This is a genomic window from Sinorhizobium garamanticum, assembly GCF_029892065.1.
GTDB lineage: Bacteria > Pseudomonadota > Alphaproteobacteria > Rhizobiales > Rhizobiaceae > Sinorhizobium > Sinorhizobium garamanticum.
In genome coordinates this window covers 906,612-933,202 of the sequence record NZ_CP120374.1, presented here as the reverse complement: position 1 = coordinate 933,202, position 26,591 = coordinate 906,612, and the positions used below count along the sequence as shown (strand labels likewise).

At 62.1% G+C, this 26,591-nt stretch carries 20 protein-coding genes and 2 pseudogenes; 13 read left to right on the top strand and 9 right to left on the bottom strand.

Going from position 1 to position 26,591, the window contains the following annotated elements:
• The first annotated feature begins 243 nt into the window (after positions 1-243).
• The 3 genes from PZN02_RS24290 to PZN02_RS24280 all read left to right on the top strand — a co-directional run bounded on the left by PZN02_RS24290 (position 244) and on the right by PZN02_RS24280 (position 3,622).
• Positions 244-1,536: an NCS2 family permease gene (locus PZN02_RS24290; protein ID WP_280663183.1), complete on the top strand. Its 1,293-nt coding sequence runs from the start codon at positions 244-246 to the stop codon at positions 1,534-1,536.
• A 317-nt stretch (positions 1,537-1,853) separates the two neighbouring features.
• On the top strand, positions 1,854-2,906 hold the full coding sequence (locus PZN02_RS24285) for a four-carbon acid sugar kinase family protein (protein ID WP_280663182.1): 1,053 nt from the start codon (positions 1,854-1,856) through the stop codon (positions 2,904-2,906).
• Positions 2,906-3,622, top strand: a complete 717-nt coding sequence (locus PZN02_RS24280) for a FadR/GntR family transcriptional regulator (RefSeq protein WP_280663181.1) — start codon at positions 2,906-2,908, stop codon at positions 3,620-3,622. The genes PZN02_RS24285 and PZN02_RS24280 overlap by 1 nt, the downstream gene beginning before the upstream one ends.
• A 245-nt stretch (positions 3,623-3,867) precedes the next feature.
• Here the strand turns inward: PZN02_RS24280 and PZN02_RS24275 are convergent, their stop codons facing one another.
• From PZN02_RS24275 to PZN02_RS24260, 4 genes are read right to left on the bottom strand one after another with little or no spacing between them, the layout of a single operon-like run.
• Positions 3,868-4,992, bottom strand: a complete 1,125-nt coding sequence (locus PZN02_RS24275; RefSeq protein WP_280663180.1) for an iron-containing alcohol dehydrogenase — start codon at positions 4,990-4,992, stop codon at positions 3,868-3,870.
• Between the two features lie 10 nt (positions 4,993-5,002).
• Positions 5,003-5,914: a dihydrodipicolinate synthase family protein gene (locus PZN02_RS24270; protein WP_280663179.1), complete on the bottom strand. Its 912-nt coding sequence runs from the start codon at positions 5,912-5,914 to the stop codon at positions 5,003-5,005.
• Positions 5,907-6,863: a 4-hydroxythreonine-4-phosphate dehydrogenase PdxA gene (gene pdxA / locus PZN02_RS24265; protein WP_280663178.1), complete on the bottom strand. Its 957-nt coding sequence runs from the start codon at positions 6,861-6,863 to the stop codon at positions 5,907-5,909. The genes PZN02_RS24270 and pdxA overlap by 8 nt, the downstream gene beginning before the upstream one ends.
• On the bottom strand, positions 6,860-8,032 hold the full coding sequence (locus tag PZN02_RS24260; RefSeq protein ID WP_425336351.1) for a sialidase family protein: 1,173 nt from the start codon (positions 8,030-8,032) through the stop codon (positions 6,860-6,862). The genes pdxA and PZN02_RS24260 overlap by 4 nt, the downstream gene beginning before the upstream one ends.
• A 240-nt stretch (positions 8,033-8,272) precedes the next feature.
• Between PZN02_RS24260 and PZN02_RS24255 the strand changes: the two genes are divergently transcribed.
• The 5 genes from PZN02_RS24255 (at position 8,273) to PZN02_RS24235 (ending at position 14,411) form a co-directional block, all read left to right on the top strand.
• A complete protein-coding gene (locus tag PZN02_RS24255; protein ID WP_280663176.1) occupies positions 8,273-9,166 on the top strand; it encodes a DMT family transporter in 894 nt (297 codons plus the stop codon).
• A gap of 97 nt (positions 9,167-9,263) precedes the next feature.
• Positions 9,264-10,769: an ABC transporter substrate-binding protein gene (locus PZN02_RS24250; RefSeq protein ID WP_280663175.1), complete on the top strand. Its 1,506-nt coding sequence runs from the start codon at positions 9,264-9,266 to the stop codon at positions 10,767-10,769.
• A gap of 180 nt (positions 10,770-10,949) precedes the next feature.
• On the top strand, positions 10,950-11,852 hold the full coding sequence (locus PZN02_RS24245) for an ABC transporter permease (protein ID WP_425336350.1): 903 nt from the start codon (positions 10,950-10,952) through the stop codon (positions 11,850-11,852).
• A gap of 11 nt (positions 11,853-11,863) precedes the next feature.
• Positions 11,864-12,790 carry an ABC transporter permease gene (locus PZN02_RS24240; RefSeq protein WP_425336349.1) on the top strand — a complete coding sequence of 309 codons (927 nt, stop codon included), beginning with the start codon at positions 11,864-11,866 and terminating at the stop codon, positions 12,788-12,790.
• On the top strand, positions 12,783-14,411 hold the full coding sequence (locus PZN02_RS24235; RefSeq protein WP_280663173.1) for an ABC transporter ATP-binding protein: 1,629 nt from the start codon (positions 12,783-12,785) through the stop codon (positions 14,409-14,411). The genes PZN02_RS24240 and PZN02_RS24235 overlap by 8 nt, the downstream gene beginning before the upstream one ends.
• A 64-nt stretch (positions 14,412-14,475) precedes the next feature.
• Here PZN02_RS24235 and PZN02_RS24230 read toward each other — a convergent pair whose 3' ends face one another.
• Complete coding sequence (locus PZN02_RS24230; protein ID WP_280663257.1) at positions 14,476-14,961, bottom strand: ureidoglycolate lyase; 486 nt, start codon at positions 14,959-14,961, stop codon at positions 14,476-14,478.
• A 69-nt stretch (positions 14,962-15,030) separates the two neighbouring features.
• Positions 15,031-16,446 carry an allantoinase PuuE gene (puuE, locus tag PZN02_RS24225; RefSeq protein ID WP_280663172.1) on the bottom strand — a complete coding sequence of 472 codons (1,416 nt, stop codon included), beginning with the start codon at positions 16,444-16,446 and terminating at the stop codon, positions 15,031-15,033.
• A 170-nt stretch (positions 16,447-16,616) separates the two neighbouring features.
• On the opposite strand from puuE, the gene uraH reads away from it, so the two are divergent.
• The 4 genes from uraH (at position 16,617) to xdhC (ending at position 21,758) form a co-directional block, all read left to right on the top strand.
• A complete protein-coding gene (gene uraH, locus PZN02_RS24220; protein WP_280663171.1) occupies positions 16,617-16,988 on the top strand; it encodes a hydroxyisourate hydrolase in 372 nt (123 codons plus the stop codon).
• Between the two features lie 5 nt (positions 16,989-16,993).
• Complete coding sequence (gene xdhA, locus PZN02_RS24215; protein WP_280663170.1) at positions 16,994-18,475, top strand: xanthine dehydrogenase small subunit; 1,482 nt, start codon at positions 16,994-16,996, stop codon at positions 18,473-18,475.
• 12 nt (positions 18,476-18,487) lie between these two features.
• Positions 18,488-20,833: a xanthine dehydrogenase molybdopterin binding subunit gene (gene xdhB, locus PZN02_RS24210; RefSeq protein ID WP_280663169.1), complete on the top strand. Its 2,346-nt coding sequence runs from the start codon at positions 18,488-18,490 to the stop codon at positions 20,831-20,833.
• Positions 20,834-20,897: 64 nt separating this feature from the next.
• A complete protein-coding gene (gene xdhC / locus PZN02_RS24205; RefSeq protein ID WP_280663256.1) occupies positions 20,898-21,758 on the top strand; it encodes a xanthine dehydrogenase accessory protein XdhC in 861 nt (286 codons plus the stop codon).
• 6 nt (positions 21,759-21,764) lie between these two features.
• Here xdhC and PZN02_RS24200 read toward each other — a convergent pair.
• Together PZN02_RS24200 and treY are read right to left on the bottom strand one after the other, a co-directional pair.
• A pseudogene (locus tag PZN02_RS24200) lies at positions 21,765-22,055 on the bottom strand (winged helix-turn-helix transcriptional regulator); the annotation flags it as partial.
• A gap of 44 nt (positions 22,056-22,099) precedes the next feature.
• Positions 22,100-24,730 (bottom strand): malto-oligosyltrehalose synthase, encoded by a 2,631-nt coding sequence (gene treY, locus PZN02_RS24195; RefSeq protein WP_280663168.1) that lies wholly within the window; start codon positions 24,728-24,730, stop codon positions 22,100-22,102.
• Between the two features lie 396 nt (positions 24,731-25,126).
• Here treY and PZN02_RS24190 point away from each other — a divergent pair, with 396 nt between their 5' ends.
• Positions 25,127-25,609: a hypothetical protein gene (locus PZN02_RS24190; protein ID WP_280663167.1), complete on the top strand. Its 483-nt coding sequence runs from the start codon at positions 25,127-25,129 to the stop codon at positions 25,607-25,609.
• Between the two features lie 261 nt (positions 25,610-25,870).
• Here PZN02_RS24190 and PZN02_RS24185 read toward each other — a convergent pair.
• Positions 25,871-26,557, bottom strand: a pseudogene (locus PZN02_RS24185) (substrate binding domain-containing protein).
• Between the last annotated feature and the right edge of the window lie 34 nt (positions 26,558-26,591).

Sequence of the window (26,591 nt, the reverse complement as noted above, 5' to 3'; positions counted from 1 at the left end):
GTCTTTCTCCTGTAGCGTCGGAATGGGTGGCTAGCGATCATTCGCGCGAAGACGCACAATCATGTCGCTCCGAATGAGGCAAGCGCTACGTTCATCCGGTGCGGGCCGAAGGGCCGAGATGATCGCCCGACGTCTTGAATTCCGGGACTGGTCAAAAATCAAAGTGGTCGGGACGTTGGAGGAGCATCTGCCCGGTCTCTGTCGTTCGGCTGCGTCGTGACGGCGTCTGCCAAGGGAGGAAAAATGTTTGAACGACTTTTCAAGCTGAAAGAGCATGGGACGACTGCCCGCACGGAGGTGGTTGCCGGCCTCACGACATTCCTGACGATGTCGTACATCATCTTTGTGAACCCCGACATTCTGTCGACGACCGGAATGGATCGCGATGCGATCTTCGTCGCGACCTGTCTTGCCGCCGCACTCGGCTCGGCCGTCATGGCCCTCGTCGCCAATTGGCCGATCGGCATGGCGCCGGGCATGGGGCTCAACGCCTTCTTCGCCTTCACGGTCGTCGCCGCCCTCGGCTTCACCTGGCAGCAGGCGCTCGGGGCCGTGTTCATCTCCGGTCTCATCTTCCTGCTGCTGACGGTTACGGGCGTGCGAAGCTGGCTGATCGCCGGCATCCCTCATTCGCTGCGCAGCGCCATTGCGACAGGTATCGGCCTGTTCCTCGGCATCATCGCGCTGAAGAATGCCGGCATCGTGGTCGACAATCCGGCGACGCTCGTCGGTCTCGGCGACCTCAAGCAGACCGGGCCATTGCTCGCGATCCTCGGCTTCTTCGTCATCGCCGTACTTGATTCACTTAGGATCCGCGGCGCGATCCTGATCGGCATCCTGGTCGTCACGATCCTGTCGATGCTGCTTGGCGTCAGCGAGTTCAAGGGTATCGTTTCGGCGCCGCCGAGCATCGCCCCCACCTTCCTGCAACTCGACATCATGGGCGCGCTGCATGGCGGCCTGCTCCATGTCATCCTCGTCTTCGTGCTCGTCGAAGTGTTCGACGCGACCGGCACGCTGATCGGTGTCGCCAAGCGCGCGAAACTGGTAGAGGAAGGCAAGCCCAGCCGCCTTGGCCGCGCTCTGCTTGCCGACAGTTCGGCGATCATCGCCGGCTCGGTGATGGGCACGAGCAGCACCACGGCTTATGTGGAGAGCGCTTCCGGGGTCCAGGCCGGCGGTCGCACCGGCCTCACAGCGCTGACCATTGCGGTGCTTTTCCTGGCGGCCCTGTTCATCTCGCCACTCGCCGCCGCGGTTCCATCCTATGCAACAGCGCCGGCGCTGCTCTATGTGGCTGGCCTGATGATGCGCGAGCTCACCGAAATCGAGTGGGACGACCTGACCGAAGCGGCACCGGCGGCGCTCACCGCGATCGCCATGCCCTTCACGTATTCGATCGCCAACGGCCTTGCCTTCGGTTTCGTGAGTTACGTCGTGCTCAAGGTGTTCACCGGCAAGTGGAGCGTCATCCACCCGGCGACACAGATCGTGGCGGCGCTGTTCGTCGTTCGCTTCGCGTTCTTCGGCAGCTGATCGGTTGACGTCGGGGAGTTTCCGCCCCGACGTCCGTTTCCGATTTGCGAACACTGCCATCAGCCGGATCTGCTTCGTGCAGGTCCGGCTTTTCCTTTGCTCAACGACGTGGTGCCAAGCTGGTCATGGGTGATATCGCTTCGCGCCCCTCTCGTATCAACCCTACGTTCCTGAGGTGTGGTGGCCGGGGAAGTTTCGACTTGTCCGATAGTTGTAAAAATATGTTGCCTTCGTTGCAGGTTCTGCCATGATTTGAAAAGAAAAAATGGACGCGATTCCGCGTTCCTCTCTTGAGAATTTGTAAAACTGGATGCCGCATGGATGTTGTGCAGAACAGGCTCCTGATCGTCGCCGATGATCTCACCGGCGCGCTCGATACGGCGGCGCCTTTCGCTGTCCATCGCTTTTCGGTCGACGTCGTCGCTGACCAGAGCGCGCTCGGCGAAGCGATCGAGGGCGGCTCTGACGTGGTCGCGGTGACGACGCGCAGCCGCGAAATCGCGCCGGCCGAGGCGGCGCGACGCGTCCTCCTTGCGCAACAGGCGATGACGCCAGGCATGCGGCTTTTCAAGAAGGTCGACTCGCGCTTGAAAGGGAACGTTGAGGCGGAGCTTTCCGTCCTAGATTTTGCACGGGCCGTCGTCTTGCCCGCGATCCCGGAATTCGGTCGGGTCGTCCGTAATGGCCAGATCCGTGGCTTCGGGGTCGATCGACCGATCTCCATTGCCGCGCGTCTGGGTGCCATCGCCGATCGCGCTGTCATTCCGGACACGGAGACTGTCGAGGAGATGCGGGCCGCAGTCGATGCCATTGCGCCTGGCGACCTTCTTGTCGGAGCCCTGTCGCTCGCCAACGCGTTGGTAAGCAGGGCGGGCAGGCCGCGTGTCGAGCCTTTTGCTGCGCGGGAAGGGCGGTTGCTGATGGCAATCGGTTCCCGGGATCCAATAACGGTATCGCAGGTCGAGGAACTGCGACGAGCCGTTCCGGATCTCCTCTATCTCGCAGCACCTGCAGGACAAGTGCAGCAGGCTCGTTTCGGATCCGAACGCGCTGACGACGTGACCTTAATGCAGGCGGTGGATGGCGTATCGCCAGCCAGCGCGTCGGACGTGGCCGCGGCGCTTGCAGAATCCGCAATCGCGTTTGCCGGCGAATGCCGGACTATGCTGCTCTCCGGTGGCGCAACGGCGGAAGCTTACTTCGACCGCCAGAACATTCGTATTCTCCGCCTGGTCGGAGAGGTGCTGCCGGGCCTGCCGGTTGCCGAGTATGGCGGCCAATTCTACATTACCAAATCGGGCGGCTTTGGGGATTCCGACACACTTTGCAGGGTCGTCCGCGCCATGACGAGGAAAGAGGTGTTGGCCTGATGCGCGCCGGAGAGCAGCTTTCACACCGTAAGAGCCTGAGCGAGGTCGTCTTCGAACGGCTGCAGCACGCAATCAAATCAGGGGCCTATCAGAGCGACGAGCGTCTGCCGACCGAGCACGAGTTGGCGGCGGAGTTCCAGGTCTCCCGTCCGGTTGTTCGTGACGCCTTGAAAAGGCTTCGCGATCAAGGCCTTGTCTATTCGCGGCAAGGTGCCGGCAGTTTCGTTCGAATTCAGGGTTTGCGGCAACCGCTCGGTTTCGGGCCGCTCGAAAACTTCGCCGACCTACAGAACTGTTACGAGTTCCGCATGACGATGGAACCTGAGGCGGCGGCACTCGCGGCCGAGCGGCACAGCGAAACGCAGATCCGGGTGATCAGGCTTGCGCTTGAAACCTTGCAGGATGCAACCAATCGGCAGCGCCACCGCGAGGACGCCGATTTCATGTTCCATCTCGCGATCGCGCAGGCGTCCGGAAACAGCTACTTCTCGACGGCGATGGAAGCGCTCAAGGATCACATCGCCATCGGCATGCAGTTCCATGGCCTGTCGTTGAAGAACTCCGTCGCGGGCCTGCGCCATGTCTATGACGAGCACGCAGCGATCTACGAAGCCATTCGCGACCGAAAGCCGAACCAGGCACGCGAGCTCATGCGTCAGCACCTCCATGGCTCCCGCGATCGGCTTTTCGAGGGCCGACGGCCGGAACTCACTTAGAGCAGTTGACCTTCCACCCCTCGGAACATGCAGATGCGGTGGCCCTCTGGATGTTTCCTTGGCGCGTCTGAAGAGACGCGCGGCGCTGCAACGCGAACTCGAGTCGCTTTCGCGACGAGCCGCAAACACGCACTGACAGGTCAGGCATAGCATGCGCGCCTGCCAGCGTCTGTCGCTGGCAGATGGCTGAGGATAAGTGCGCCGTCATGCCATCGATAGCGCCAATGCATGTGAACTGCCCGCCTTCAGAACGTCGCCCGATAGATGTCGAGCACATCGCTCGCGGACATGTCGCGCGGATTGTTGTCCATCAATCTGCGAATGGCGTGGGCTTCGCCTGCCCACCCCTCCAGAGCAGCAGGATCGGCCCCGTGAGCCGACAGCCGCATTTCGACGCCGAGATCCTTGCAGAAGCGGTAGGAGGCGTTCAGAACCTGCGTCTCGTCGTCGAAGATCGGAAGGCCGAGCGCATTCAGGATTTCCGCCGTCTTCTCCCTACGCACCGGCGCGTTATAGGCGAGCACATGCGGGAAGATGATGGCGTTCGCCAGTCCGTGCGGCAGTCCAAGACGCGTGCCGAGCGGGTAGGCGAGTGCGTGGCCGGCTGCCGTGTTGACCGGGCCAAGGCAAATGCCGCCATAGTAGGAGGCGAGCATCATGCCGGCGCGGGCTTCCGTGTCGCGGCCGTTCTCCACGGCCCGCGCGAGATACTTGCCGACGAGGCGAATGCCCATGCGGGCATAGCCGTCGATGAGGTCATGGGCGCGGATATTGGTGAAGGCCTCCACGCAGTGCGCCATTGCGTCGATGCCTGTGGCCGCAGTTACCGCCGGGGGCACGGACCAGGTCAATTCCGGATCGAGGATGGCGATATCCGCAAGCAGGTGCGGGCTTTCGACTGCCTTTTTGGAATGCGTGGCACTGTCCGTGATCAGCGCCCGGATGCCGGCTTCGGATCCCGTGCCGGCCGTTGTCGGAACCTGCGCCAGCCAGGTGCGGCGCCCCGCTACCTTGTCCGGTCCGGCAACGTCGTCGAGCGATTGTGGGCCATCCCACAAGGCGGCGACGAGCTTGGCGACGTCCAGCACCGAGCCGCCGCCAAGCCCGACGACGAGGTCCGGCCGCAAGGCACGGGCCGCCTCTAGGGCGGCGGTGAGCGCCCGGTCATCCGGTTCGGCCGAAACGTCGGAAAAGATCGACGCCTTGTTGCCGAGACCGAGCCTTTCCGCAAAGCCGATCGTGTGTTCCGACGCGATGATCAGGACGCGCTGGGCGCTCTCGGCCAAGGCACCGAGCCTAACAGAGGCGCCCGCGCCGATCTCGAGGCGCTTGGGTTGGTGGAGCGTAATCGGTCTCGCCATTCCGTCCATGATCGCCCCCTCACGCCTGTTCCAGCTCAGCCATGCGCGCCCAGACGGCCTCGCATTCCGCGTCGGTCAGTTCCACAAGCGGGGGATTGACGCGAAGCCAGCCATTGTCGCCGCGCCGCCTCGCAACCATTGCCTTGACGGTCGGAAGCTGGACATAGGCGTTGGTGAGTTCGCGCCAGGCGACGATCTTCTCCTGGATGGCCTTCACCTCCGCCCCTCTGCCGGCGACGTTCCAGTTGTCGAAGACGAAGCGCAGATCGCCAGCCACGAGGTTCGAACTCGCCGTGATGCAGCCGGCGCCACCCGCCTCGAGCAACGGCAGCAGCAACGGGTCGGCCCCTGCGAGCACGCCGAAGCCCGGGAAGGCCTTGACCATGGCCTTCATGTTTTCGAGATCGCCCGAACTGTCCTTGATGCCGACGACGATACCCGGGAAATTCTCGCGAAGACGGCCGATGACCTCATGCGGGATCGCCACGCCGGAAACCTGGGGGATGTGATAGAGCACCATCCTCAGCCGATCGTCGCCGACACCGTCGATGATGCGCGCATAGGCGCGATAGATGCCCTCGGCGCTGACACCCTTGTAGTAGAAGGGCGGCAGCATCACGACGCCGCGTACACCAGCCCGGACGGCGTGGCGGGTGAGTTCGATCGTGTCGGCGACGGCCGATTGGGCCGTTCCCGGCAGGAGCTGTTCCGGACGGATGCCGCCGGCAGTCGCCCGGTCAAGAATTTCCATACGGTCCTTCAGTCCGAAGGAATTCGCTTCTCCTGTCGTGCCCAAGAGGGCGATGCCGTGGCAGCCTTCGTCCAGCAGCTGCCGGCAATGATCTATGAACAGGCGGAAATCCGGCCTGCCATCGGTCGTTACGGCTGTGGTTGCGGCGCAAAATACGCCGCCAATCTCGAAATCAGACATTTGCGTTCTTCCCAGCGATGAGCTTGCGCGCATAGGCGATAGCGGCGTTCATGTTGACATGCTTGGCTTTGCCCGTACCGGCGATATCGAAGGCTGTTCCGTGATCAACCGACGTCCGATCGATCGGTAAGCCCACCGACACGTTGACCGCCGTATCGAAGGCGACCAGCTTGATCGGGATGTGCCCCTGATCGTGATACTGCGCGATGACGAGGTCGAAGCCGCCCTGGTAGGCGCGATGGAAAACCGTGTCCGCCGAGATCGGGCCCTGCACGTCGATGCCTTCCGCGCGCGCCTCGGCCACTGCCGGCGCGATGTGTTCGTCGTCTTCCGTTCCGAAGAGGCCGTTTTCGCCGCAATGGGGGTTGATGCCGGCGACCGCGATTCTGGGGTTCTCATAGCCGATGCGTTTCAAATGCTCATTGCCCGCCCGGATCGTCGCCAGAATGCGCTCGGGCTTGGCGCGACCGATCGCATCCTTGAGTGAAACATGGGTCGAGACATGGATGACCTTGAGCCGCTCTGACGCCAGCAGCATGAAGGCGGATTTCGAGCCGGTCAGCGCGGTCAGCATGCCGGTGTGACCGTCGTAGTGGTGCCCGGCCGAGTTCAGCGCCTCCTTGTTGATCGGCGCGGTGACGATGCAGCCGATCTTCCCGGCCATCGCCGACTTGACGGCGAGGTCGATGAAACGAAAGGACGCGTCGCCGGAGACCGCGCTGAGCTTACCCCATGGTAGGGGAGCTCCATCGACCGGAACGTCCTCGACGATGTCGCGGAGGTCGAGTTCGATGCCAAGGATCGCCCTGGCCGCCTCCAACTGCGCCAGGTTACCGAACACACGCGTTGCGGCCCGGTCGGCGGCACTCATCTCGGAGAGAGACTTGACGATAATCTCCGGTCCCACGCCTGCCGGGTCGCCCATGGTTATGCCGACGATATTGCTCATTTCGGGTCTCCGTCGATCCAGCCCTTGGCAAGGCGGACGTATTTGATCGCGCGTCGATGGAAGGTGAAGGCGATGTGAAGGTTGCCGTCACCGTCTTCGAGAAGCGCCGGATAGGAAAGCTCGTGATTCCGCCCATCGAGCGAATTGTTCGAAAGGCACGTGCCCGGGCCATCTTCGACCAAGCGCCGAAGCGGAAATGTCCGGCCGCCGTCCGTCGAAACGCAAAGCGTCAGCGGCGCCCGGGGAACGCCCCAGATCGGCGTTATACCGCCCTCGGCGTTCGGACGATTATCCTCCACGCCAAGTTCGTCATAGAGCGAATCGCGCCGGTCGCTCGAGGTTGCCGATGAGACGGGATTGCAGAGCAGCGCCACCCGCCCGTCGGCGAGACGGACCGCCGCGATCGAGGAGTTGTTGTTGGGCACGTCCGTCGCCTCCGGCGGCGTCCAGCTCTGCCCGCCATCGCTGCTCGTCGAACGGTAGACGAAGTCCGCCTGACGGCGGCGGTAGAACGCGACCATCTCATTGCCGTCGAGCGGCACGATCGTCATGTGGACGCAGCCATAGGACTGTGGGACGTCGATGACCGACCAGTTCGCGCCCTCATCGTTGCTGACCGCCACGGCCGCGGTGTCGTGGGTGCCGGTCCAGCGTGCGCCGGGGCGAGGGTTGCACAGGAACAGAGGCAGCATCCAGGCGCCATCGTCACGCCGGACAATCGTCGCACGGATGAACGTCCCGGCCGCCAGTCCAAGGTCACGCGCCGGTCCGGAAACGGGCGTTCCGTTCTCAAGGATGAAGGACCGCTCGCGCACGCGGCTTTCGTCCTGGTTTCCCGAGGGTTGTGCCGTGTGAAACAGGCTCACGCCGCCGTCGGGGCGAACAAAGATCATCGGGTTTTGTTCGGAGCGCTCCGGATCGTCGCTGACCTGGACTGTCTTCGACCAGATGTTGCTACCGCGCGCGAGGGTGGAAAGGTGAATGGAGATGTCCGATTTGCCCTCGAGCGTCCCGGCAAACCAGGCGCAGGCGAGCGAGCCATCGGGCAGGAAAGCCAGGAACGACGCGTGATTGTGAATCCTGGGGGAGGGCAGAAAGGCCTCTTCGCGGTCCACCTCCGTGCGAACAATGCGCCCGTCCATGCGACTTCCGATCTCTTCTGGGGTCACTTCTCCCCTCCCTTTTCCCGTCGATGTGCAAAAAGAATTCAAAGAAATCAGATGTTGTCAAGTTGAATATAATCAATCGGGGCGCCTGCATTTTTGCTGTACATCAAAAATATGTCGATAATACAATATGATATCGTAACGCAAAAAATGCGTCTGCGAAATCAACTTAACACGAGTTGACAAATTATTGGCATTGCTCCACTCTGGCTTCAGTGAGCGAGAGGAGCGTCGCGGGAGAGGATGGTCGCAATCGTCAATCATCAAAGTGAGCATCTGACGGCCAAGGCGCTGTGTTGCGTTGCAGCGGCCGCCGCGCTTGCTGCGGCGGATGCGGCAGTTGTGCGTCTCCTTGCGGGTGAAGTGCACGCGTTCGTCATCGGCTTCTTTCGCTGCCTCTTCGGCCTTGCAACCATAGCCCCATTGATCGTGGCGCGCCCACGCGTCCTGAAATCCGGCTATCGGCTCCAGCATGTCACTCGCGCGGCACTGAAGCTTGCCGCGCTCGTTTGTTTTTTTATGGCCTTCGCCGCCGCGCCGCTTGCCGATGCGATGGCGATCATGTTCACGACTCCGATTTTTCTGATGCTGGGCGCCTGGCTGTGGCTCGGCGAAAAGCTGACGCCCGGCCTCGTTTTCGCGCTCGTGGCAGGCTTCGCCGGTGCGTTGATCATCATCGATCCCGCTGGCCAGGGCGGCATGGAGACGGCCTTGCTTCTGGCGGTAGCCGGGGCCGCGCTTCAGGCGCTCGTTCAACTCATGCTGAAGCGCATGTCGGATCTCGATTCGACCGAGACGCTGGTCGTATGGAACCTCATTGTTACGGTGCCATTGGCGGCTGTGCCTGCGGCACTCTACTGGACGACGCCCGACCTCCGCGAATTCGCCTTGCTCGCGCTGCAAGGCGCGATGGGCGCCGCCAATATGGCGCTGATGACCAAGGCGTTCAGCATCGCCGATGCGTCGCAGATTGCGCCCATGGATTTTCTGCGGCTGCCGTTTGTTGCGGTCATGGCCTGGATCCTGTTCGGCGAGGTCGCGGGGCTCTCCACCTGGCTCGGTGCCGCGATCATTTTCGCCGCGACGATGATCGTCGTCGGAGGAGGGCGACTGAAGCGGCGGGTGGCGGAAGATTGAAACAACCTGCTGCCGGTGGGCGGCAACCGATAGCGACGGCTCCGCAGCGCGGCCGGACACGGAACATTGAAAGCGCTGGCTCATCAGGGAGGAACAGATGAAGGGTAAGAGACTGTTGTTGGGCTTGATGATGACCGCGTCGGCGGCAGCCTCGGCCTGGGCCCAGGAGGCAAAGGACATCACGGTCGTTCTCGACGAAGAGGTCGACCTTGTGGAGCCTTGCATGGCGACGCGTTCGAACATCGGCCGTATCATCCTGCAGAATGTTTCCGAGACACTGACGGAACTCGACGTTCGCAACAACAAAGGGCTGATGCCGCGCCTGGCCGAGAGCTGGGAGGAGGCGAGCCCCGGCACCTGGCGGTTCCATCTGCGCAAGGATGCGAAGTTTTCAGACGGTTCCAGCTTTGATGCCGGTGACGTCAAGCACTCGATCGAACGGGCGATGAGCGACAAGATCTCGTGCGAAAGCCCGCGCTATTTCGGTGATACCAAGCTGGAAACGAAGGTCGTCGACGACAATACCGTCGATATCACCGCAACGCCGGCACAACCAATCCTGCCGCTCCTGATGACGCTGGTGACGATCGTGCCTGCCGAAACGCCGATCGAATTCACGCGCGAGCCAGTCGGCACAGGTCCTTACAAGCTCACGGAGTGGAAGGCGGGTCAGAGCATCACGCTTACGCGGCGCGACGACTACTGGGGAAGTGCGCCGGAGGTGACGAAGGCGACCTACGTGTTCCGTGCCGATCCTTCCGTGCGGGCGGCCATGGTCGCAGCCGGCGAGGCCGATATTGCGCCGCTGATTTCGGAACTCGATGCCAATGACGCGGAGATGGACTTCAGCTATCCCAACTCAGAAACCTTCTACATGCGGCTCGACCACTCCATCCCGCCGCTCAACGACAAGCGCGTGCGCCAGGCGCTCAACATGGCGCTCGATCGTGATGCCTTCATCGGCACGCTGTTGCCGAAGGGCGCGATCAAGGCGACGGCAATCGTGCCGCCGACGACACTCGGCTGGAACCCCGACGTGAAGGTAGCGCCCTACGATCCGGAAGGCGCCAAGAAGCTGCTTGCCGAGGCGAAGGCCGATGGCGTTCCCGTCGAGACGCCCATTGCCATCGTCGGGCGCACCAACAACTTCCCGAACGTGGTGGAAGTGCTCGAAGCCGCCCAGCAGATGTTCGAAGAGGTAGGCTTCAAGACGAAGCTGCAGATGTACGAGGTTGCGGAATTCGAAAAGCAGTATTCCAAGCCTTATCCGGAAAACCGGGGGCCGCTGCTTGTCGCCGCCCAGCACGACAATGCGCGTGGCGATCCGGTCTTCTCGATGTACTTCAAGTACGACAGCAACGGCCGTCAATCGGGCATCGCCAATCCGGATGTCGACAAGATGATCGCCGAAGCGACCGCGGCAACGGGCGAGAAACGCGCGGCCGATTGGAAGAAACTCATCGCCTACCTTCATGACGACGTGGTCGCCGATGTGCTGCTGTTCCACATGGTGGGCTACGCACGCGTCAATCCACGCATCGACTTCACGCCGACGATCGCAACCAATTCGCAGCTGCAACTGTCGGAAATCCGCATCAAGTAAAGCGGACTTTGGAACGGGAAAGGCGGGCGGCAACTTCCGCCTTTCCCTACAGCGCGCGTGTCTTCCAGATGCACCAAAGCTCGCTGTAGCACTTTGAATTACCGCAGGTTTTTCTTGAGTCGGCTCCGGTTCAAGGCAACATGCGGTAAACAATCGGGAGTAGGACCGATGGGAAAAAAGATGATGAGGCGCATCGTGTCGAGTTTCTTCTCGCTCGTCGCGCTCGTGGTGATGGTGTTCTTCCTGTCGCGGCTGACGGGCGATCCGGCAGCCTTGTTCCTGCCGATCGATGCGACGCAGGAAATGCTCGACCAGTTCCGCGAACTGCATGGGCTGAACGATCCTCTTATCCAGCAGTTCGGACGCTATGTCTTGGACGTCCTGCAGCTCGACTTCGGCGACTCGATCCGCAAGGCGCGTCCTGCGATCGACGTGGTTCTCGAGTCCTTCACCTGGACGCTGCAGCTGGCGCTGATCACCATCGCGCTGGTGACCGCGCTCGCCATCACCATCGGCTCGGTCGCAGCCTTCCGCCCGGGCGGCCTGTTCGATCGTTTCGTCTCTCTTGTTTCGCTCATCGGTGCATCGGCGCCGGATTTCTGGATCGCGATCGTCGGCATCGTCGTCTTTTCCATCACGCTCGGCTGGGTCCCGACGTCAGGTACCGGCACGGTCTGGCACTGGATCCTGCCGGTAGCGGTGCTGTTCATCCGGCCATTCGGCTTGATTCTTCAGGTGGTGCGCGGTTCGATGATGACGGCTTTCGGATCCGCCTATGTGAAAACCGCGCGCGCCAAGGGCGTCGGAAATCGCTCGATCATATTCGTCCACACGCTGCGCAACGCCATGCTGCCGGTGATCACGGTCATCGGCGACCAGGCGGCCGCGATGTTGAACGGCGCGGTTGTCGTCGAGACGATCTTCGGCTTTCCCGGCGTCGGCAAGCTGATGATCGACTCCATCCTGCAGCGCGATTTCAACGTGATCCTTGCGGCGATCATGGTCACCGCGCTTGCGATCTTCGTCATGAACCTGCTGATCGACATTGCCTACACATTGCTCGATCCACGCCTCAGGACCTGAAGGCCATGTCCATGTCCAGTACTTTGCCATCCACGCAGATCTCGATAAAGCAGCGCGGCAAGGCGCATGTGCTCCTCGGCATGCTGTGGCGCGACAAGTTTGCGTTCTTTGCGACGGTCTTCCTCATTCTTGCGATATTGTGCGCGCTCTTCGGACCGATGCTGCTCCGCGAGGCCGCCGTCGCCCAAAACCTGCGCGCGCGCAACCTGGCGCCGTTTACGTTGGATCGGGGCTGGCTTTTCTTGCTCGGGGCCGATGCGCTCGGTCGGCCGCTGCTCGCCCGCATCGTCGTCGCCGCGCAAAACACCTTGATGATCGCCGCCGGCGCTGTCGTCTGTTCCGGCGTCGTCGGTGCGCTGCTTGGCCTCGTTGCGGGTTACGCGTCGGAGCGGGTGTCGAACGTGATCATGCGCCTTGCGGATGTGATCATGTCCTTCCCGTCGCTGCTTCTCGCGGTGATCGTGCTCTACATGCTGGCGCCGTCGGTCGGCAATATCGTGATCGTTCTCGCCATCACGCGGATCCCTGTCTATCTGCGTACGACGCGGGCCGAGGTCTTAGAAATCCGCCAGCGCATGTTCGTGCAGGCGGCAAAGGTCATGGGGGCGTCGTCCTTGCGGATTGTCTTCCGCCATATCCTGCCGATGGTCGTCCCGACGCTCGTCACCATAGCGACGCTCGACTTCGCCTTCGTCATGCTGGCCGAGTCCTCGCTTTCCTTCCTCGGCATCGGCATTCAGCCGCCCGAAGTGACCTGGGGCCTGATGGTTGCGCAAGGCAAGCAATACCTCACCAACGCCTGGTGGTTGGCCTTCTGGCCGGGTCTGGCGATCATTCTGACGACGCTGTCGCTCAACCTGCTATCCAACTGGATGCGCGTCGCCCTCGATCCGGCACAGCGCTGGAGACTGGAAATCGGAGGCCGCAAGAATGGCTGAGCATCTGCTTGAAGTTCGCAACCTGTCCGTTCAGTTCCATACGGCTGGCGGAACGGTGCATGCGGTGCGCAACATAAGCTGGCATCTCGATCGCGGCGAGACGCTGGCGATCCTGGGCGAAAGCGGCTCCGGCAAATCCGTCTCCGCCTCCGCGATCATGAACCTGATCGACATGCCGCCAGGCGAGATCACCAGCGGCGAGGTCATTTTCGCCGGCAGGAACCTGCTCGCCATGTCCGATGACCAGCGTCGTGCGATCAACGGCAAGCGGATCGCCATGATCTTCCAGGACCCGTTAAGTCATCTGAACCCGGTTTTCACCGTCGGCTGGCAGATCATCGAGGTCATGCGCATTCATGGGATCGGGCCCGACGCAGCACGCGCGCGGGCGCTCGATCTTCTGAAGCGTGTCGGCATTCCCGCACCGGAAATGGCGATGCGCAAATACCCGCATCAGTTCTCCGGCGGCCAGCGGCAGCGTCTGATGATCGCGACGGCGCTTGCGCTCAAACCCGACATCGTCATTGCTGACGAGCCGACGACTGCGCTCGATGTGACCGTACAGGCCGAGGTGCTTGCCCTCCTCGGCGAATTGCAGGAGGAAACCGGCCTCGGACTGCTGTTGATCACCCACGATCTCGGTGTCGTCGCCGACATCGCCGACCGGGTGGTCGTGATGAACGCAGGCGAGATTGTGGAGACCGGGACGCCGGACGAGGTCTATCACAATCCCAAGCATCCCTACACGCGCAAGCTGATTTCGGCCGCTCCCGGTCGGGGCGAGATGCACGAACCTGATGCCCGCGGCGAGCCGCTTCTGAAGGTCGAAAATCTCTGCAAATCCTATGGCTCCTTCAGGGCCTTGAAAGGGGTGTCCTTCACGCTGCAGCCGGGGGAGACGATGGCCGTTGTCGGTGAAAGCGGATCGGGAAAGTCGACGCTGGCGCGCGCGCTCCTGCGCCTCGATGAAAGCGACTCGGGCCATGCCTATTGGAAGGGCCGGGACCTTCTGAAAATGCCGGCCAAGGAGCTCTATCAGCTCCGCCGCCAGATGCAGATGGTGTTTCAGGATCCGACGCAGTCGCTCAACCCGCGCATGACGGTCTATCAACTGATATCCGAGGCCTGGGTCATTCATCCCGAGATCCTACCGAAGGCGCAGTGGCGCGCACGCGTGGAGGAACTGCTGACGCAGGTTGGCCTCTCGCCCGCCCACGCCGAACGCTATCCGCACCAGTTCTCCGGCGGCCAGCGCCAAAGGATCGCGATCGCCCGCGCGCTGGCTCTCCGGCCCGAACTCATCGTTTGCGACGAGGCGGTCTCCGCGCTCGACGTATCCATCCAGGCGCAGGTGATCGCACTGCTCGACAAGCTCCGGCGTGAGCTCGGAATTGCCTTTATCTTCATCGCCCACGACCTGCCGGTGGTGCGCGATTTCGCCGATCATGTGATGGTGATGCAGGCGGGCGAATGCGTCGAACTCGGCACGGTCAGGCAGATCTTCGAAAACCCGCAGCGCGACTATACGCGCCGTCTGCTCGACGCCGGTCTCGACCCGGATCCACGGGTCCAGGCTGCCCGTCGCATGCAAAGGGTCCAGGTCGGCGTCGAAGTGGGCTGAGCATCATACCGCCGGCAGGGCCGGGAGGAGGGGCCTTCGCGCTTATCCCGATCTCGATGGCGGGTTACCGCAGGAGGAACGGCTCCTCGAAGAAATGTTCCTCCAGGTTCACGCCTTCACCGCCGCGGTCGATCACCGCGAAATCGGAAACACCCTCCAGGGGCGTCAGGATGCCGTGCCAGACGTTGCGGGCGATGTTGACCCCCTGGCCCGGCGTCGTCAGGAAGGCGCGCGGTTCGCCGGGTCCATCGGCCGTCTCTTCGGAAACCACGACCAGGAACGGATTGTTTCCGAGCGGGATGAAGGCCTGGCTCCCAAGCGGGTGACGCTCAACCATCGTCAATGTCAGGGGCAGGGCGTAAGGCTCCCCGCGCACGATGCTGATCATCGGGCGGGCCTTTTCGCCCGCAATCTCGATCCTGGCGAGGTCGTGATAGCGCATGCACCGTCCGCCATTGATCGGAAAGCTGTGGGCATTCTCCGTCTCGATGACGTCGCCGAAAGGCGCGAAAGCCTCGCGGGTCAAGGGCTGGATGGCGATCTCCTTCATTTTTGCGGCCTCCACGATCAGTCCAAAGACGCGCAGACGGCTGACGCCGCCTTCCGTCATCGTATGTCCTCAGTTTGGCAGCATGTCCTGGAGGCGGAGGAGCGCGATCCTTTCCACCTGACGACAGGCCGTGTCGAACTCGGTCTCGCGGTCGTTGCCGATCCGGTTCTCGAAGGCGGCGAGGATCTCGTCCTTGCGCCGTCCCTTGACCGCCATGATGAAGGGGAAGCCGAATTTTTCGACATAGGCGCTGTTGAGCGTCGTGAACCGCTCGCGCTCGCCGTCCGTCAGCGCATCGAGACCGGCCGAAGCCTGCTCATTCGTCGAGCTCTCGGTGAGGCGTTTTGCCTGCGCGAGTTTGCCAGCGAGATCGGGGTGGGCGTTGAGAACGGCCAGCCGCTCCTCGTCCGTGGCGCTGCGAAAGGCATGGACGAGCGCCGCGTGGAGCCCAATCGCCGTGTCGTTCGCTGGTGAAAGCTCGCCGGCGAAGGCGCGTTTGGCAATCCACTTCGAGTGTTCGAAGACGCCGCCGAAGCGGGCGACGAAGGCCTCTTCGGAAAGGCGGGAGGGACGGCCGTTATCGGTCTCGAAGGGGTAGGTCCTCGCCCAGTGGCGGGCGATGTCGATGCGGCGGGCAAGCCAGACCTTCTCATACCCCTTCACATAATCGAGGAAGCGGGCGAGCGCGGCGATCCTTCCCGGCCGGCCAGCGAGACGGCAGTGGAGGCCGATGCTCATCATTTTCGGCGAGCCGGCAGCACCCTCGGCGTAGAGAACGTCGAAGCTGTCCTTCAGATAGCTGAAGAACTGTTCGCCGCTGTTGAAACCTTGCGCCGTCGCAAAGCGCATGTCGTTGGCGTCCAGCGTGTAGGGAATGATGAGCTGGTGCTTGCCGTCGTGCTCATGCCAGTAGGGAAGGTCGTCGGCATAGGAATCCGAGACATAGTCGAAGCCGCCGGCATCGGTCACCAGATCAAGCGTGTTTTCCGAGCAGCGGCCTGTGTACCAGCCGCGCGGCCGCTCGCCGGTGACGACCGTGTGGAGACGGATCGCCTCGGCGATTTCGGCCCGCTCCCTTTCGATGCTGAAATCCTTGTGCTCGATCCATTTCAGGCCGTGCGAGGCAATCTCCCAGCCGGCCTCCTGCATTGCCGCGACCTGGGCGGGTGATCGCTTGAGCGCCGTTGCCACGCCATAGACGGTGGCGGGCACATCGCGATCCGTGAACAGGCGGTGCAGGCGCCAGAAACCGGCGCGCGCGCCATATTCGTAGATCGACTCCATGTTCCAGTGGCGCTGACCCGGCCAGGCCTGGGCGCCGACAATCTCCGACAGGAAGGCCTCCGATGCCGCATCGCCATGCAGCACGCAGTTTTCGCCGCCCTCCTCATAATTGATCACGAACTGGACGGCGATCCGCGCGCCGTCCGGCCAGACGGCGCGGGGATTTGGGCCATAGCCGTGAAGATCGCGGGGGTATCTCATGAAAGCGGCTCCTCCAGACATTGTCTCTGCCTCCCAATTGGTAGCGAGAAAGCCGCCTGCTCATTCCCCCCAAAAAATTTGAAAGTCTCGAAGGCTGGGGCCGCTACACAGGGACATCTCCCCTCCGGATACTGTGCAATGGAAAGCTGACTTCGGGAGGAGCGAAACGCATGCAATCTCAAGGTGGAAACGCCGGCCGCCTGACGACCCACGTGCTGGACACGGCAAGCGGCAAGCCGGCCAGCAACCTGCACATCGAACTCTACCGGTTCGATGGCGAGCGGGCCGAGCATCTCGTCTCCACGAGGACCAACGACGATGGCCGCTGTGACCAGCCGCTGCTTGCCGGCGAGCGCATGGAAAGCGGGACCTACGAGCTGCGTTTCCACGCCGGCGAATATCTCGGCCCGGCCGCAGAGTGCGGCGCCAATCCTTTCCTCGACATTATTCCAATCCGCTTCGGGATCGCCGACCAAGGGGCGCATTATCACGTGCCGCTCCTGCTTTCGCCGTATGGCTACTCGACCTACCGCGGGAGCTGATCCCCATGACGATTGAAATCCGCAACACGATCCGTTTCCTGCTGAACGACCGGCTCGTCGAGCTTGCCGACGTTTCGCCGGTCCAGACGCTCCTCGATTTCCTGCGCATCGACCGAAACCTGCGCGGAACCAAGGAAGGCTGCGCCGAGGGCGACTGCGGCGCCTGCACCGTGCTCGTCGGCCGGCTTCTTGGCGGTCAATTGAAATACGAATCCATCAACGCCTGCATTCGTTTTGTCGGTTCGCTCGACGGCTGTCACGTCGTCACCGTCGATGCGCTGGCTCAGCCGAGCGGCCCGCTTCACCCGGTGCAGCAGGCGATGGTCGACACGCACGCGTCGCAGTGCGGCTTCTGCACGCCGGGCTTTGTCATGTCGCTCTACGGCCTCTGGATGGAAAATCCGAAGCCGAGCGTTCAGGAGATCGAAAAGGCGCTGCAGGGCAATCTCTGTCGCTGCACCGGCTATGCGGCGATCATTCGCGCGGCGGAAGCGATCTCGTCGATCGGTGAGGTCGGAAAGGATCCGCTCGTCGCGGAGCGCGAAAATATCGGCAGGCAGCTTGCCGCGCTTCAGGATGGCCGCCGCGTCGTGATCGGCAAGGAGGCTGAACGCTTCGTGCTGCCGGCCAATGTCGACGACTTTGCTGCCGTACTCGAAGCCGACCCGAAAGCGACGATCGTCGCGGGCTCGACCGATGTCGGTCTTTGGGTAACGAAGTTCATGCGCGACATCGCGCCGGTTGTGCACATCTCGCACCTCGAGGAACTGCGCCGGATTTCCGTCGATATTGACGGCATCACGCTCGGCGCCGGCGTCAGCTATACCGAGGCCTATCCGGTGATCGCGCAACACTTCCCGCAGATGCGGGAACTTTGGGACAGAATCGGCGGCCAGCAGGTGCGCAACATGGGTACTGTCGGCGGCAACATTGCCAATGGTTCGCCGATCGGCGACACGCCGCCGGCGCTGATCGCGCTCGGCGCATCGGTGATGCTGCGCAAGGGCGCACGGCGTCGGACCTTGCCGGTGGAGGCATTCTTCATCGAATACGGAAAGCAGGATCGCGAACCCGGCGAATTTGTCGAAGCCGTACGCATCCCCTTCCTCAAGGAGGCGGCCCGCTTTGCCGTCTACAAGGTGACGAAGCGGCTGGACGAAGATATTTCCGCCGTTTGCGGCGCCTTTCGTGTGACGCTCGACGGACGGGGCAAGATCGCCGACGCGGCGATCGCTTTCGGCGGAATGGCCGGCACGCCGAAGCGCGCCTCGAAGGTGGAGGCGGCGCTCAAAGGCGCGGATTGGACCGACGCGACGGTCGAAACCGCCGTTGCCGCCTTTGCCGAGGACTTCACGCCTTTGACCGATTGGCGCGCCTCGGCGGAATACCGCATGCTCGTGGCGAAGAACCTGCTCCGCCGCTTTTACCTGGAAACGCAGGAGGCCGGACGCGTCCGGCTCGATCGCGCTGTCGCCGTCGCGGTTTAGGGAGTTTGAGCCATGAATGTGATGCAGCCCATAGACCGCATCCGCGGAGGCGTTCACGAGAAGGAGAAGCACGAGTCCGGCCACAAGCATGTCTCGGGCACGGCCGAATATATCGACGACATTCCGGAGCCTGCAGGGACCTTGCACGCCTATCTTGGCCTGTCCGCCCGGGCGCACGCGGAAATCCTGTCGATCGATTTTGCGGAAGTCGGGGCCAGCGCCGGCGTCGTCGGCATTCTGACGGCGGACGACATTCCGGGCGAAAACGATATCAGCCCCGCGCACAAGCATGACGATCCGGTTTTTGCGACCGGCAAGGTCGAGTTTCACGGCCAGCCGATCTTCGCCGTGATCGCGACATCACGCGATGCCGCGCGGCGGGCGGCGGCAAAGGTCAAGATCGACTATCGCGACCTGCCGCACGTCACGGACGTCAAGGAGGCCCAGGCTGCGAACTACCCGCTGGTGATCGATCCGCTCAAGCTCGAACGCGGCGACATCGATGCCGGATTCGCCAAGGCACAGAACGTCGTTCAGGGTGAGATGCGGATCGGCGGTCAGGATCACTTCTACCTGGAGGGCCATATCTCCTTCGCGTTCCCCGGCGAGGATGATGAGGTGACCGTCTATGCCTCGACCCAGCATCCGAGCGAGACGCAACATATGGTCGCCCAGGTGCTCGGCGTGCCTTCCAATGCGGTGACGGTCAATGTTCGGCGCATGGGCGGCGGTTTCGGCGGCAAGGAGACACAGGCGAACCTTTTCGCGGCGGTCGCTGCCGTTGCGGCGCGAAAATATCGCCGGGCCGTCAAGATCCGCCCCGACCGCGATGACGACATGACAGCGACCGGCAAGCGCCACGATTTCCATGTCGACTACAAGATCGGCTTCGACGACGACGGCAGGATCGAGGCGGTCGATGCGGTCTTTGCCGCGCGCTGCGGCTTTTCGGCGGATCTCTCCGGTCCGGTGACGGACCGCGCGCTTTTCCACGCCGACAACTGCTATTTCTATCCGAACGTCCGGCTGCGCTCGCGGCCGATAAAGACCAATACGGTGTCGAATACCGCCTTCCGTGGTTTCGGCGGACCGCAGGGCATGGTCGGCGGAGAGCGGATGATCGAGGATATCGCCTATACGCTCGGCAAGGATCCGCTCGAGATCCGCAAGCTCAACTTCTATGGCGGAGAGGGTCGCAATCTGACGCCCTATCACCAGACGGTGGAAGACAACATCATCGGGCGGATCATCGAGGAACTCGAACTGTCGGCGGATTATGCCACCCGGCGTGAGGCCGTTCTCGCCTTCAACCGCGAGAACCACGTAATCAAGCGCGGCATCGCGCTGACGCCGGTGAAGTTCGGCATCTCCTTCACCAAGACGGAATACAACCAGGCCGCCGCTCTGGTCCATGTCTATACCGACGGCTCGATCCACCTGAACCATGGCGGCACCGAGATGGGGCAGGGGCTCTACACCAAGGTCGCCCAGGTCGTGGCCGACGAGTTCCAGGTCGACCTCGACCGGATCAAGGTCACTGCGACCTCCACTGGCAAAGTGCCGAACACCTCGGCGACGGCCGCCTCCTCCGGCTCGGATCTGAACGGCATGGCGGCCGCCAATGCGGCCCAGCAGATCAAGGCGCGGCTCGTCAACTTTGCGGCGGAACGCTATGGCATCAGCGAAGCGGATGTCGCCTTCGAGCCGAATGTCGTCAGGATCGGCAGCGAACGCATCTCGTTCCCGGAATTCATCAAGACGGCCTACACGGCGCGCGTTCAGCTTTCCGCTGCCGGCTTCTACAAGACGCCGAAGATCCACTGGAACCGTTCCGAAGGCCGCGGCCGTCCGTTCTATTACTACGCCTACGGCGCTTCGTGTTCCGAAGTCAGCGTCGACACGCTGACCGGGGAATACCAGGTCGACCGCACGGACATCATCCACGATGTCGGCAAGTCGCTCAATCCCGCGCTCGACGTCGGCCAGGTCGAGGGCGCCTTCGTCCAGGGCATGGGTTGGCTAACGACGGAAGAACTCTGGTGGGACGCGAAGGGGCGGCTGCGCACGCATGCGCCGTCCACCTACAAGATCCCGCTCGCCTCCGACCGGCCACGCATCTTCAACGTGCGTCTGGCCGAATGGTCGGTCAACCGGGAGGAGACCATCCGCCGCTCCAAGGCGGTGGGGGAACCGCCCTTCATGTTGGGCATTTCCGTTCTCGAAGCTATATCAATGGCAGCGGCGAGCGTTGCGGGATATCGTCTCCCACCGCGCATCGACGCCCCGGCGACGCCCGAGCGCGTGCTGATGGCGATCGAGCGACTGCGCGGGAAGGCAGCAACGGAGACAACGCGGTAGCATTTGATGCGGCGCATGGCCGACCCGGCGTCGACCATGCGCGGAAACAGGAACCACGAACATGCTGGCAAGCAGAGAGGATATCCGGGCTTTCCTGAACCGAGAAGCGGCCTCAATTCTCGTCGAGGTGGCCGTCGCGGCCGGCTCGACCCCTCGCGATACGGATGCCTGGATGCTCGTCTCGAAGGATCGCACCTTCGCCACGATCGGCGGCGGCCAGCTGGAATATATGGCGATCGATCACGCGCGGAAGCTTCTCCAGGGAGCGAGCGCAGATTACGAGCTGACGATCCCGCTCGGCCCCGAGATCGGCCAATGCTGTGGCGGTCGCGTCTCGCTCGCCTTCAAAGCGGTCGACAAGGAAACCCGCGCGGCACTGACCGAGCGCAGCGATCGCGAGATCGCCCGGAGGCCGCATGTCTATGTCTTCGGCGCCGGCCATGTCGGCGATGCGCTCGCCATGGCGCTCTCACTGGTCCCGGTTCGAACCATCCTCGTCGATACGCGCAAGCAGGAGCTTTCGGCCGTCGATGTGCCCGGCATCGAAACCTGCCTCACGGCGATGCCGGAGGCGGTCGTGCGAGATGCGCCGGCGGGAAGCGCTTTCGTCGTTCTCACCCACGACCATGCGCTGGATTTCCTGATCGCCGCCGAAGCGCTCAGCCGCGAGGATGCCTGCTACGTCGGTATGATCGGCTCGAAGACCAAGCGCGCCACGTTCAAGAGCTGGCTTTCGCGGGAAATAGAACGTCCGGAACTCTTCGAGAGGCTCGTCTGTCCGATCGGCGGGACGACAGTCAAGGACAAGCGGCCGGCCGTCATCGCAGCGCTTGCCGCCGCCGAAATCATGACGGCTGCCCTGAGCCATGATCGCCCGCAGGACGATGTCGTGTCGCGAAAACGGGGAAAGCCAGTCAGGGCGTGAGGCAGGTCAACCAGGGCTCTCGCTATCGACGGCGGATCGAGGCCTGACGACGCAATCTGCAAGACGGTCCTGCTCGTTCAACTCCGCCGCGTGGCGCTGACCCCATTCGCAGAGCGCAAGCAGCACGGGTTCGAGGCTCAGTCCCAGCGCCGTTGCCGAATACTCCACGCGTGGCGGGACCTCGCGAAAGATCTCCCGGTGAACATGGCCATGCTCCTCCATCTCGCGGAGCTGCTGGATCAGAACCTTTTGGCTGACGGCGGGGACCAGTCTCTTGAGCTCGGACAATCGTTTCGGCGCGCCGGGAAGATCGTGCTGATCTCTTGAGCGGTCTGCTCCAATCATCCCGGAACAAGAAAGGCGACGGCAAAGTTGCGGAGGACGTCCGCGATCGGAAGGTGGCGGTGCGGCTCGAAGATGTTCCCGGTGGCCAGATTCTGCAATCGCGTGAGATCGTGGCCGTCGGGCCATACCAGACAGGTGTCTCCCCACAATTCGGGCAGGATGGACAGTCTGTCGCCGTCCGTATGGCGGAAGACGAGTCGCGGGACCACCGTGATCGAGAAGTCGTTCTCCGTATGCCGCATGAACGCAGCGACGTGGCGCGAGCTGGAACCTTGCACATGCAAGGGAAGATACCCGCCTGTCGCCAATAGGTCCGAGCCCCCGTTTCGGCGATAGTTCAGGCATCTTTCGATCAGCGATTGCTTGCAGTCTTCGAAAACGCTTGATGTTGGCACGCGCGGGAGTTTGGAGGGTGTAGGCCGTGGTGAAAAAGGCCGGCGGTTATCAGGGTCGACGAGGCTGAAGTCGCGACGCTCGCTGCCTTGATAAATATCCGGGACTCCCGGTGCGGTCAGTTTCACCAGGGTTTGCGAGAGGCTGTTGATCAGGCCGGCCTGGATGAAGGGCGTCACGGTCGTCCCGAAGCTTTCGAGAAATGTTCGGTTCTGCAAATCGAGGAGGTCAGAGAGAAACCCCATCATGGCCGCTTCGTAGAGCTCGTCCGGAGAATCCCAGCTCGTCCTCAGTTTTGCTTCTCGGAGCGCCTTAACGGCAAAGCTGCCAAAGCGCTCGCGCAAAGCGGAAAAGTCGTCTTCATCGAGAGAGGACTCGATAGGCCAGATACCAAGCAAGCTCTGGTAGAGGAACTGCTCAACGGAAGCTTCCGGTGCATTGCCGCCCGGGAGGTGGCGGATCCGCTCGGCATTCATCTCGTGCCAGCGTGCAACCGATGCCGCCCAGACGTCCGGTGCCTCGCTGATGGTGTAGAGACGGGCGCGTGCGTCCTCACCGCGTTTGGTGTCATGCGTCGACGTTGCCGACAGGCCGTTTGGCATATTGCGTGCCCGATCCTGCATCATCTCATGAAAGCGCTCGACGCCGCCCGGTCTCCAGAGTGGAGCGGCTCCAACCTCGTTCGCGGCGAGATAATCGGTTCTTCTGTAGAAGAAGGTATCCTCCACCGCCTTGGCCATGACGGCGCCGCTCAATTGTTGAAAGCGCGTACGGAACTCGGATTGCAATTCCCGATCCGCAAAACCGCTCTTCGACTTCAGCGCGGCAATGACGAGGGCTATTTCGGCGTCGGCAGTGGGGGCAGCGGCCACTGCCTTCAACTCCATTTCATCGAGGATCCGTTCGTCGCGCTCGGTTGCGCCGCGGTCGCTGACATAGGTCCGATAGACGTGCAGCGCTGCCATCAGCTGGCGGATGGCTTCGGCGCAGCGGTCGGTGTCCTGCGATGAACCGTCGTTGTTCCCGAGGCTGACGGCAAGTTTGGCCAGCCGCATGACCTCGGCATTGAAGTTATGGTTCAACACCTGCAGCTTGCATTCCAGGACTGCTTTCTTCACTGCCGATCTGCGCGCCTCACTCGAAAGCCCGGAGGAAGGCTGCTCGTTGGTCAGGAGTTCCGCCAGGGCGGAGATGAACTCGTAGCCCGTCGCCCCCTCAACCGGCCATTCCCGCGGCAGAGCTTCACGCGCCTCCAATATTTTCTCGACGATGACGTAGGTGCTGTTGCCGACGAGTTGCCGCAACCGATGAAGATAGGCTTCCGGATCGGCAAGGCCATCGATGTGATCGACCCGTAATCCGTCAACCAGGCCCTGCTTGATCAGATCCAGAGTCAGCCGATGGGTGTCCGCGAAAACCGACGGGTTCTCGACGCGCAGGCCGACGAGACCAGCTACTTCGAAGAACCGGCGATAGCTCATCTGGTCTCGCGTGCTTTTCCAGCTTGTGAGCCGCCAGGGCTGCAACTGATGCAGCCGCAGCATATGCTGCTCGTCGGCGGAGAGCCGTTCGAGAAGTTCGTCCAGCTCGGCGGCAACTTGGGGCGTCTCCACGACCGACGCGACTTCGGAATGAAGATCTGCGGTGCCCTTGGATTCCGCTGCACCGGCAATGGCCGCAACCCTTTCGAGAGCCGGGCCCGCGTCCTTAAGAATTACCGGATAGGTAGCCGGACTGAGCGGATACAGCGCGTCAAAATACTTGAACGCGAGGCAGTTGTGCTTGCGATCGAGTGCGAGCTGCACATTGCCGGCGGCGAGTTCTTCCTCGAAAGGCCTCCCCAGGAAGGGCAGGGTAAGAGGCTGCCGCCAGTCGATGTCGAAATGACCGGCAAAGGCGCTGGAACGGCCCGATTCGATGACGCTGTGCCACCATTTGTTCTCGAGGCTCGCGGCCATGTGGTTTGGGACGATATCCAGGATTATCCCGAGCCGTTGCGCTTTCAGCTGGCGGACCAGCCGCAAGAAACCCTCCCGACCGCCCAGAGCGGGGTCGATCTCGTTAAAGTCGACGACATCGTAGCCGTGCGTGGAGCCATGCACAGCGGTAAATATCGGCGAGGCGTAAAGATGGGATATTCCGAGGCTGACGAGATACGGGATCAACTCCACGGCTCTGGCAAAGTCCATCCCGTTTCGAAATTGCAGGCGGTAGGTTGCGTTGGGCGGCTGCATTGCGGGTGATTTGAATCCTGTGCTGGCTCAACACGATTCATCGCCCTTTGTTCCCACGCGTTTCGATAATCCGCGCGGGGGCGGAACTGGGTCTAGTCTGTGCAGCAGCGGACAGGTGTGGTGGCGGGTGGCGAGGCCATGCATCTACTGCATGATTCCTTAAATCGGGATCGATTTAAGGACAAAATAATGCAGCAATTCAAAGTGCTTCAGCGGCCCTAGCGCGTCCAGATCAACTCCTCGCAGTGATGCCGCGCATGCTGCTGCATCTACAATTGCAGAAAGAATTAATCCGGAAGGATGATTATGAAATAGTGTCACGGTTGTCAGGAAAATCCTTTCTAAGATTCTGGAATTGCCTGTATTTAGCTGGAAAGTCTTACGCTAATCTAACGCATGGTGACGGCGTGTTTTGGTTGTATCGTCAAAGGCGCAACCGTTCCTAAAAAATACATAAAACGGGGTCCTGAAAAGATGATTTTACTTTTCCTGATCCTGCAAACAGGAGAAAGGGAGAACGTTATGAATAGAAACAGCGAAGATACAGTAGACAAACTGCGGCGTATTCTGACCATTTCCACGGCAGCAGCATTGCTGGCGACAGTCGCTTCTCCTTTCGCGGTCGGTGTTGCCAAGGCCACTGAAGGTGAAGGCGGCGGCGGCGAAGGTGAAGGCGGCGGCGGCGAAGGTGAAGGTGGCGGCGGCGAAGGTGAAGGCGGCGGTGGCGAAGGTGAAGGTGGCGGCGGTGGTGAGGGCGGAGGCGGTGGCGGCGGCGAAGGCGGCGGCAACGGCAACGGCCCGAAGGGCAATAACGGCATCGGCAATGGTGGCAATGACGGCGTGCCCGGCAACTCCGGCAAGACCGACACCAATCGCTGACCTATAGAGAAATATGAGGGCGGTTGCTTGCAAGAGGGCCGCCCTCCCTTGTTCCAAGCACGGAGGCGGGCGAGCGCGAAGCGATATCGAGCGCCGTGCGTCTCTTGCGGCGCACAAAGATCGCTGTAGCGCTTTGAATTGCTTCATGTTTTTATCCTTAAGTCGGCTACGACTTAGGAAAACATGCAGTGGCCACGGCGGCTTTCCTGAACCCACAAGCCTTCACCGCAGTGAGCGCGGGTAAGGCGGCGAGTCGAAACGTCAAGCGAGCAATTTGCCGATCAGCCGCTGACAGCGTTCGGCCATGAAGTCGATGATCAGCCGCACCTTCGGATCCTGAAAACGCTTGTGCGGGTAGATCGCAGCAAGCTGCGCGCCGAGCGGTGGCGTGTCCAGCAGGATCGGGACGAGCGAGCCCTCGTTGATATACTGCTTCACCTCGAACAGCGGCTTGTTGATGATGCCATGGCCATCGAGCGCCCATTGCATCAGCACGTCGCCGTCGTCGGAATCGTAGGGCCGGTCACCTCGAACTTGCGCACACCGTCGCCCGTCTGCAGCGTCCAGTAATATTCCTTCGAGCCGGGGTAGCGCAGCAGCAGGCAGTCGTGACGGTTGGTGATGAGCTCATCGGGAGTAGCCGGTGTGCCGCGCCGCTCGAAATGCAGGCGCGCCGCAGACCACTCGCTCGCGGTCCATGATGCGGCGCATGCGCAGGTTCGAGTCCTCGAGAATGCCGAGTTTGAACGCGACGTCGACGCCTTCGCTCAAGATATCGACATTGTGATGGGAGAGGTGCAGGCGCACCTCGATATCCGGGTATTTGTTCATGGAATTCCGGAATGCCGGAGGCAATCCGCCGGCTGCCGATGCCAAGGGCGCGGTGAGGCGAAGCGCGCCTTTGGGATTGCGCGAAAGATCGGCGATGGCGCTTTCGGCCTCGTTCACGGCTTCGAGAATTTTGACGGCGTCGTAGAAGACG